This window comes from Kocuria oceani (genome assembly GCF_029524215.1).
GTDB lineage: Bacteria > Actinomycetota > Actinomycetes > Actinomycetales > Micrococcaceae > Kocuria > Kocuria oceani.
Genome location: NZ_JARAMH010000041.1, coordinates 1 through 6,663, shown reverse-complemented (window position 1 = coordinate 6,663; position 6,663 = coordinate 1). Strand labels below are relative to the sequence as shown.

Sequence of the window (6,663 nt, the reverse complement as noted above, 5' to 3'; positions counted from 1 at the left end):
CAAGCGTGTAGACCATCTCATGCAGCACTTTGGGGACCAAGGGCGACCCGAGCGACGGCCATCAGCCGGCCATGCTCGAGGGTGGGCATAGTCAGGCGAGCGTGCGCTATCACCGAGTGACCGAAGCGGGAAAGGAGAATCCGGTGGAGATTCGGACCAGGACCGCAGAGACCAGCACGGGGTGGTCAATGGTGAGTGGGACTGAGTGTCTCATGGCATCACAGTAGAACATATGTTCGATTCCTAAGCGGGAAGGGCACTCAGCTGGAGCGCCTGAGGAGAACGTCGTGCCGGGCCGAGGCGGGAGGGGTGTGTTAACGGGGGGCGGGCCCGGCCAGGGGGAGTGGCTGGGCCCGTCCGTTGTTGTCCGATGGGGATCGGTCAACAGTCGGTTCCATGGGGCTCCGCGTCGCGTCGGGGGATGCGGAAGGAGCCCGTTGGTCGGAACCGATGTGTCCAGTGTAGGTCGAAGGGATGAGTTTGCATCCGCATTTTATGTCCGGTGGCGGGTGGTGTTCGTCATAGCGGCTGCGGCTTGGCCGGCGGCGATTTGGGCGGCGAAGCGTTGGCGGAACGGTTGCCGCACCGTCACCGGCTCCTCATCGGACCTAACGGCCACACCGTCTCCCGCGGCTTGCTCGGCCTGTAGCTGGGCTTGGCGGGTGGCGTGGCGTTCGGCGGCCGCGCGTGCTGCCGCGCGGCGCTGGGCGGCCTCGGCGGCGACGCGTTGGTCCCGGGACCGCAGGGGGGTGCCGTCGGTGTGGGTCCAGGCGCGCATCCGGGTAGCAAGCCAGGCGGCGGGGTTGTCGATGCCTTCCACGGTGAGGAAGCCGTAGCGGGTGCCCTGAGGGGTCCAGTCCAGGGCGGTGAGCACGTCGGCGATGGTCCATCCGGCCTCGAAGAACGGGCGGCACACGCTCACGACGTGGGCGGTGGTGAGTTGGCGCAGGACGATGGCCTCGTGCTGGAGCTCCAGGGCAGCTGCGCGCTGAGTCTCTTTCCGCGCCCGACGGGTCACCCGCCTCATCACAGGCTCCGTCGTCGCATGACGGGGCCACAGCGGGGCTGTACGACGGGCCAGGGCGGCGACCACCTCGCGCCGCTGCGCGGCGCGCTTTCGGCTGGGTCGCGGCGCAGCCGCGTCCTTCGGGGAAAGCTCTTCGCGCGCGTGCGGGGAAAGACTCTCCCACTTCGTGGGGACCGGGGTGTCAGTTATCTCCACAGGCTCCACTGCCGGTTGCGCGGTGTTGTGGATCAGCGCGTAGACGGGGGCCTCGCCGCGGGTGCGGCCGGTGGCGGCCGGGGTGCGCCCCGCGCTGCGGCCGGTGGCCACCACAGCCAACAGCCCGCACTCGCGCAGGTGACGGATCACCCGCGCGACGGTGGAGCGGGAGCGGTCGATCTTCGCAGCGACCCAGTCCCAGGTTGTGCGCCAGGTGCGCGAGGCGGGGTCCTGCTGGCGGCAGATGATCTCCACCACGGCCAGCACGTTCGCCCGGGCATCGGCACGGATCAACTCCAGGCTGGGGTGCTCCAGCACGGCACGGCGCCAAGCGGCGACGTGCTTGGCGAGCTGGCAACCCTGGGGCACCGCCCGCTGCACGACCGCCTTGGACCGCTCGTGCTCCACCCGCACACGACGGGCGTGAGAGGGGAACTTGTGGACGGACGGGTGCTCGTCCTGGTCAGCGGCAAACGTCACGTCGGCAGCACGGAGCCGGGAGGACTCCACATGGTGACGCGTCTCAGCTACACTAGGGGGCACAACAGTCCCCTGGTGATGGGTTCATTGCTAGGTCTCATTCAGTTAGCTGTTGAACCAGCTGTCCCCGGTCGCCAAACTAGCGACAGCTGATTGACTTGGACGGCCCGCCCACCACGGCGGGCCGTCAGTCATTTAATGGTCAAGAGGTAGTTGGTCCTTCTCCTGGTTCTGCCGCTCGTCAATCACGTTCGGTAGCCCATAATCACGATCAACCAGAGCACCCACATAGTCAGCCTGGGACAGGCCCAGCGCAGCTGCCCGCTCCGCCACACGGCGGTGCTGAGCAGGCTTGACGCGCATATTGAGTGCGACGCGCTGCCCGAACAGCTTGGGGGGTGTGTACTCCTTCATGCGCTCACCCTCTCACATAGCTTTTGCTAGCGCTAGAACGCCGAGGGGTGTGTCTTAGTTATGGCCGACTCATAGGTTCCATTAGCCAAGCCACTGGGTGAAGCCGAGCAGGGCCGGGGGGCCCGTCCCCTATGTCGGGGACAAAAAACAGAGGATATAGCCGGTTGCCCCTGCCCTTGCGCATTGCTTCCACCGCTGATCACGGCCGATGAAAGGCCGGCAGTGCACATTGAGAAGCAGTCGTTTGCATACATATCATCGCTGTAGGCGCCCTGGGAAGGTCCGCCGGACGACAAGGCCAGTAGCGCCTCAGGGAGATGTGTCGGAGTGGTGTGCCGCGATAGGTCAGAGCGTGTTTTGGTTCAGCAGATACGCGGTCCAGATATCCAGCAGCTCACGGGTCCTGTCCATATCCAGCGTGTGAAGTGTGGGGCGGCCCCTCCCGGGTTGCGGAGTGGACGTGATGACCCCCTGGCCTCGAAGGAGCTCCAGGTGCGGCCCCACGGTCCCTGAGGGCAGGCCGAGACGGGTGATGAGGTCTGGGCCGAGGAGGGGGCTCCGCGCGAGCTCGTGAATGATCGCAAGGCGCACGGTGTTTCCCAGGGCCACAGCGGCCGCATGTACTGCGTCGCTCTGACCTCGGGGTTGGATCGGGGCTGGCATGCGTCCCATTCTCCACTGTCCTCTCTCTTAAACGGATACAGCGTGATGACGCACGCCGCGAATAAAACGGGTTACACTTTTTATAAAGGATAACCCTTAATGGTTGTTGATAGGACCGGAGGTTGGTGTGAGCGAAGAGTCCAAGGGCGGCGGTGGCCTGGTGGCCGCGGTGACCGTGGGTGCGCTCTTGCTGACGGCGGTGCCGGTGGTCGGTGTGGCTGGTCTTGCGGTGCTGACGCAGACCCAGGCTTTGGCCAATGGTTGCGCCCCGGCCGCGGTGGTATCCGGCGAAGAGTCAAAGGATGGGCTGATCAACGTTCCCAACGGTTGGGGCCCGTTGGTGGAGGCGGCCGCTGAGGAAGCGGGATTGCCGGTCAGTGTGGTCGCTGCCCAGCTCAAACAGGAGTCCAACTGGGATCCCACCGCTGGTAGCTCCGCCGGGGCGCAGGGGATCGCCCAGTTCATGCCTGATACCTGGGCCCGGTACGGCCAAGGTGGGGACGTCACCAATCCCGAGGATGCGATTCCGGCCTATGGGCGCTATATGGCTGCCCTGCGCGATGAGGTGAAGGACCTGGCCGGCGATGACGCGGACCAGCTGGTGCGCCTGATGCTGGCCGCTTACAACGCCGGCCCCGGTGCGGTGGCCCAGTACAAGGGAGTGCCGCCGTTCGCGGAGACCCAGAAGTACGTGACCACGATCCTCGACGGTGGGCAGGTGGAGTTCTCCGCTGACTGCGAGGTGCCCACCGGTGCCAAGGAATGGGACGGGGACCTGGGCGACGGGGAGTGGACCACACCCCTACCCGGGGGCAAGTTCACCTCCGGCTACGGGCGGCGCAACGTCCCGGGCCTACCTGCCTGGGCGCAGGACCACGTGGGGGTGGATATTGCCACCCCCGGTACCGGCTCAGGTTCGGGAGGTCCGGTGATCGCACCGACCGATCTGCGCATCACCGGATTCAACAACGAGGACGGGTGCGTGATCGCCAAGGAGAACGGCGATGACCCCGATTTCGGGTTCGCGTTCTGCCACCTGAACTCCTATGCGGTGAAAAAGGGCCAGAAGCTCTCCCGTGGGGACGTGATCGGCACTGAGGGCAACCGGGCCGGTCTGGGAGCCGTAGCCACGCACCTGCACTTCGAGATCTACAAGCCCTCCGCCCCGGACGTCGTTTTCCCCTACGAGGGCTACAACATCGACCCCGAACCGATCCTCAAAGAGAAGGGAGCGTGGCCGAGATGATCCGCCACCGTCACCATCTGAGTGCTGTCCTGGTCCTGTGCGCCCTGCCCCTGGCGGGCTGCGGGGCGGGCGCTGAGCAGACATCCCAGCAGACCACCACCTTTCCCACGAATGCGGCTGCTTCCAGCAGCACTGCCAGCACCCCTACTGTCCCGGCGACCCCGGCGGTGCCGGGGGATAGCACGTTCCCGGTGCCGGGGGATGCGGACCGCTCCGATGTGGAGTCCACCGCGCACACGGCCGCGCTGATGCTGCACTCCTGGGACACGGCTACCGACCGTACCGAGACGGCCGCGGCGATCCGCGCCAAGCCGCTGATGTCCGAGGAGTGGGCGGCCAATCAGATCGAGCCGCAGCGCAATTCCTCGAAGGGCGCCTGGTTGGAGCCCTCCGAGCACCGGGCCTACAGCGAGGCTCGGGCGGTGGCGGCGATCGGGGACGCGGCTCGGGACGTGGCACCGGATAAGGCGATTCGGGTCTACGACGTGACTTGGAGCTGGATCAGCCGCGACGAGGAGCCTGCCCCGGGCACGGGGCGGCGGCAGGTGACTCTCTACCTGGAGAAGCACGACGGTGCGTGGGAGGTCGTGGGGCATCAGCTGCGCGACATGGACCCCGCCGAGACAGGAGGGCAGTGATGAGTGGGGTGGTCCACCGGTGGCCGCTGATCGTGGTCACGATGACTTCCCACGAGGCTCTGGCGGTGTGTGGGGGCAAGCGGGCGGTAGTCGCCGTCGATGAGGTCGGGTCGGTGGCCTTGGCGGCTCGTGATGCCGCGTTGGCGGTATGCGAGGCCATGGGGAAGCGGCGGTGCCGGGTCGAGGGGATCACCGATGACAACCAGGTGTACCAGATGGTCGTGGACGTGGATGAGGGCACCTTGGTGGAGCTGCACGAGGCCCCTGGCCCGTCCCCGGTTGCTGCTGGTGTGGCGAGGACTGGGAGCATGGCCGCGGCCGCCGGTGGGACCCGGCGGGGCCGGCGGTGGGACCCGCACACGCTGACCAAGCGGCAGGCCGGTTACGCGCTGACCGGTTTGTTCGTGCTGGCCGGGGTAGCGGTGCCGGTGGGTGCCCAGTTGCTCGGGGAGGACTCCAGCGCCGAGGTCGTGCTGCCGGCGCCGGGGCCCACCCAGTTGCCGGTGGCGGCCCCGGCGGGGTGGTCCACCTACGCGAAGTGGTCGGCCCCGGCCGAGGATCGGGTGCCCGTGCGCCAGGACGCCGCAGGGCGGCTGGTGATGGTCGAGGACCGCGATGTGGTCACCCGCCAGGCCGAGAGCGGTCGGGAGGTCAAGCGCGTGGCGGCCCCGTTCGAGCCGACTGGGTTGGCGGTGTGGACCGACAACGGTACGCCGCGGCTGGCCGTGTCCGGGAGTGGGGGCCGGTTGGCGGTGATGGACCAGGAGGGCGAGCAGTTCGCAGAGGTCCAGCTGCCCGAGCGCGCTGAGGTGGTGCTGGAAGGTGGAGAGCCGCTGATCGTCGGAGCAGATCAGACCGCCGGGGTGCTGGCGGGCAACAGCGTCCAGAAGCGGATTGTGCCTGCTGGGGCCGAAGCGATCGCCGCCGATGGTGGGGCCGTGATCGCTGCGGACCCCCAGACCGGCCGGTTGTGGAAGATCACCGAGGAAAGCCCGGAACTACCGGAGCCAGCCACCGTAAAAGCACCCAAGGGCATGAAGGTGGCGGCGTTCCCGGCCGGGCGCGGGTCGCTGGTGGCGGCCCAGTTCGCCGGGGAGGAGAGCACCGGTGAGGTCGCGCTCCTGGAGGTCACTGCCGGGGAGGGCGAGACAGAGGCGACGCAGCTGGTGTCCGAGGCGGTGAAGGGCTCCACCGGGACAGGACAGCCGCAATGGGACCCGGCCGGAGCGCTGGTTTCCCTGGGGCGGGTGTCGGTGGATTTCGAGGCCGTGATGGTGACGGTGCTGCCGGAATCAGCCCAAGCCTCGGCCGGGCACCTGTGGGTGACCGGGACCGGCGATGAGACCAGTGCCCGGCTCTCCCGAGCGGGCACCGCCCTGGATGCCGGGGACCCCAAAGCCTCGGTGCCGGTGCTGATCACAGACGGTGGGCTGGCCGTGGTGGAGGAGAACGGCCAGGTGTACGCCGTGACCGAGACCGCCCCGAACCCGGCAACAACCCCGACTGGGCAGGCGAGCACACAGCAGGACAAGCCGAAGACGACGGACGGGGACGCTTCGACAGCCCCCGAGGATAAGGAGAAGTGATGGAGCTGCACGCGACGATCACCGAGACCGGAGCGATGACGGTCACCATGGGCCCGGACCAACAGGAGCTGGCTGAGCAGCACGAGAACGTGGCCTCCGCCAGGCGGGCGCTGGTGAAGCTCTCCAGCGAGGTCGCTGGAACAACCGGGGAACCGACTCGGGCAGTGACCATGGACCCCTCAGGGATGCACGTGCTGACGGTCTCCGCCGATGGGCGGGTTTCCAACGCGCCGGCCCCGGCCGCCGAAGAGACCCCAGCCCGCCAGGCGCCCGCTGAGGAGCCGGCGACCACGGCACCGGGAGCACCCGATGAGGTTGCCCCGGAGGATGTGGAGGAGCCGGCCCCGCAGGACGTCGAGGAAAGCGTCCCTGCGCAGGCACAAGAAGCGGCCACCGCAGTTGAGGCTACTGCTC

The 6,663-nt window shown here is 67.7% G+C and carries 5 protein-coding genes and 1 pseudogene; 4 read left to right on the top strand and 2 right to left on the bottom strand.

All coding sequences use genetic code 11. The features are described from left to right. Positions 1-493: 493 nt before the first annotated feature. Entirely contained in the window at positions 494-1,702 is a 1,209-nt protein-coding gene (locus tag PU704_RS19775; protein WP_277552839.1) for a hypothetical protein, read from the bottom strand. Between the two features lie 195 nt (positions 1,703-1,897). Next, on the bottom strand, positions 1,898-2,116 hold the full coding sequence (locus tag PU704_RS19770) for a hypothetical protein (RefSeq protein ID WP_082157287.1): 219 nt from the start codon (positions 2,114-2,116) through the stop codon (positions 1,898-1,900). Positions 2,117-2,906: 790 nt separating this feature from the next. Between PU704_RS19770 and PU704_RS19765 the strand changes: the two genes are divergently transcribed. The 4 genes and pseudogenes from PU704_RS19765 to PU704_RS19750 all read left to right on the top strand — a co-directional run. Then, positions 2,907-4,025, top strand: coding sequence for a transglycosylase SLT domain-containing protein (locus PU704_RS19765; RefSeq protein WP_277552837.1), 1,119 nt, complete (start codon positions 2,907-2,909; stop codon positions 4,023-4,025). Further along, the gene (locus PU704_RS19760) at positions 4,022-4,663 is read left to right on the top strand and encodes a hypothetical protein (protein ID WP_277552841.1); all 642 of its coding nucleotides are present in this window, start codon (positions 4,022-4,024) and stop codon (positions 4,661-4,663) included. The genes PU704_RS19765 and PU704_RS19760 overlap by 4 nt, the downstream gene beginning before the upstream one ends. Continuing rightward, complete coding sequence (locus PU704_RS19755) at positions 4,663-6,249, top strand: hypothetical protein (protein ID WP_277552835.1); 1,587 nt, start codon at positions 4,663-4,665, stop codon at positions 6,247-6,249. The genes PU704_RS19760 and PU704_RS19755 overlap by 1 nt, the downstream gene beginning before the upstream one ends. Then, a pseudogene (locus PU704_RS19750) lies at positions 6,249-6,663 on the top strand (hypothetical protein); the annotation flags it as partial. The gene PU704_RS19755 and the pseudogene PU704_RS19750, both read left to right, overlap by 1 nt.

What these genes read in the sequence shown, in the direction of transcription:
- PU704_RS19770 (WP_082157287.1), bottom strand. Translation starts at nt 2,116, where the DNA reads ATGAAGGAGTACACACCCCCCAAGCTGTTCGGGCAGCGCGTCGCACTC.
- PU704_RS19760 (WP_277552841.1), top strand. Translation starts at nt 4,022, where the DNA reads ATGATCCGCCACCGTCACCATCTGAGTGCTGTCCTGGTCCTGTGCGCC.
- PU704_RS19755 (WP_277552835.1), top strand. Translation starts at nt 4,663, where the DNA reads ATGAGTGGGGTGGTCCACCGGTGGCCGCTGATCGTGGTCACGATGACT.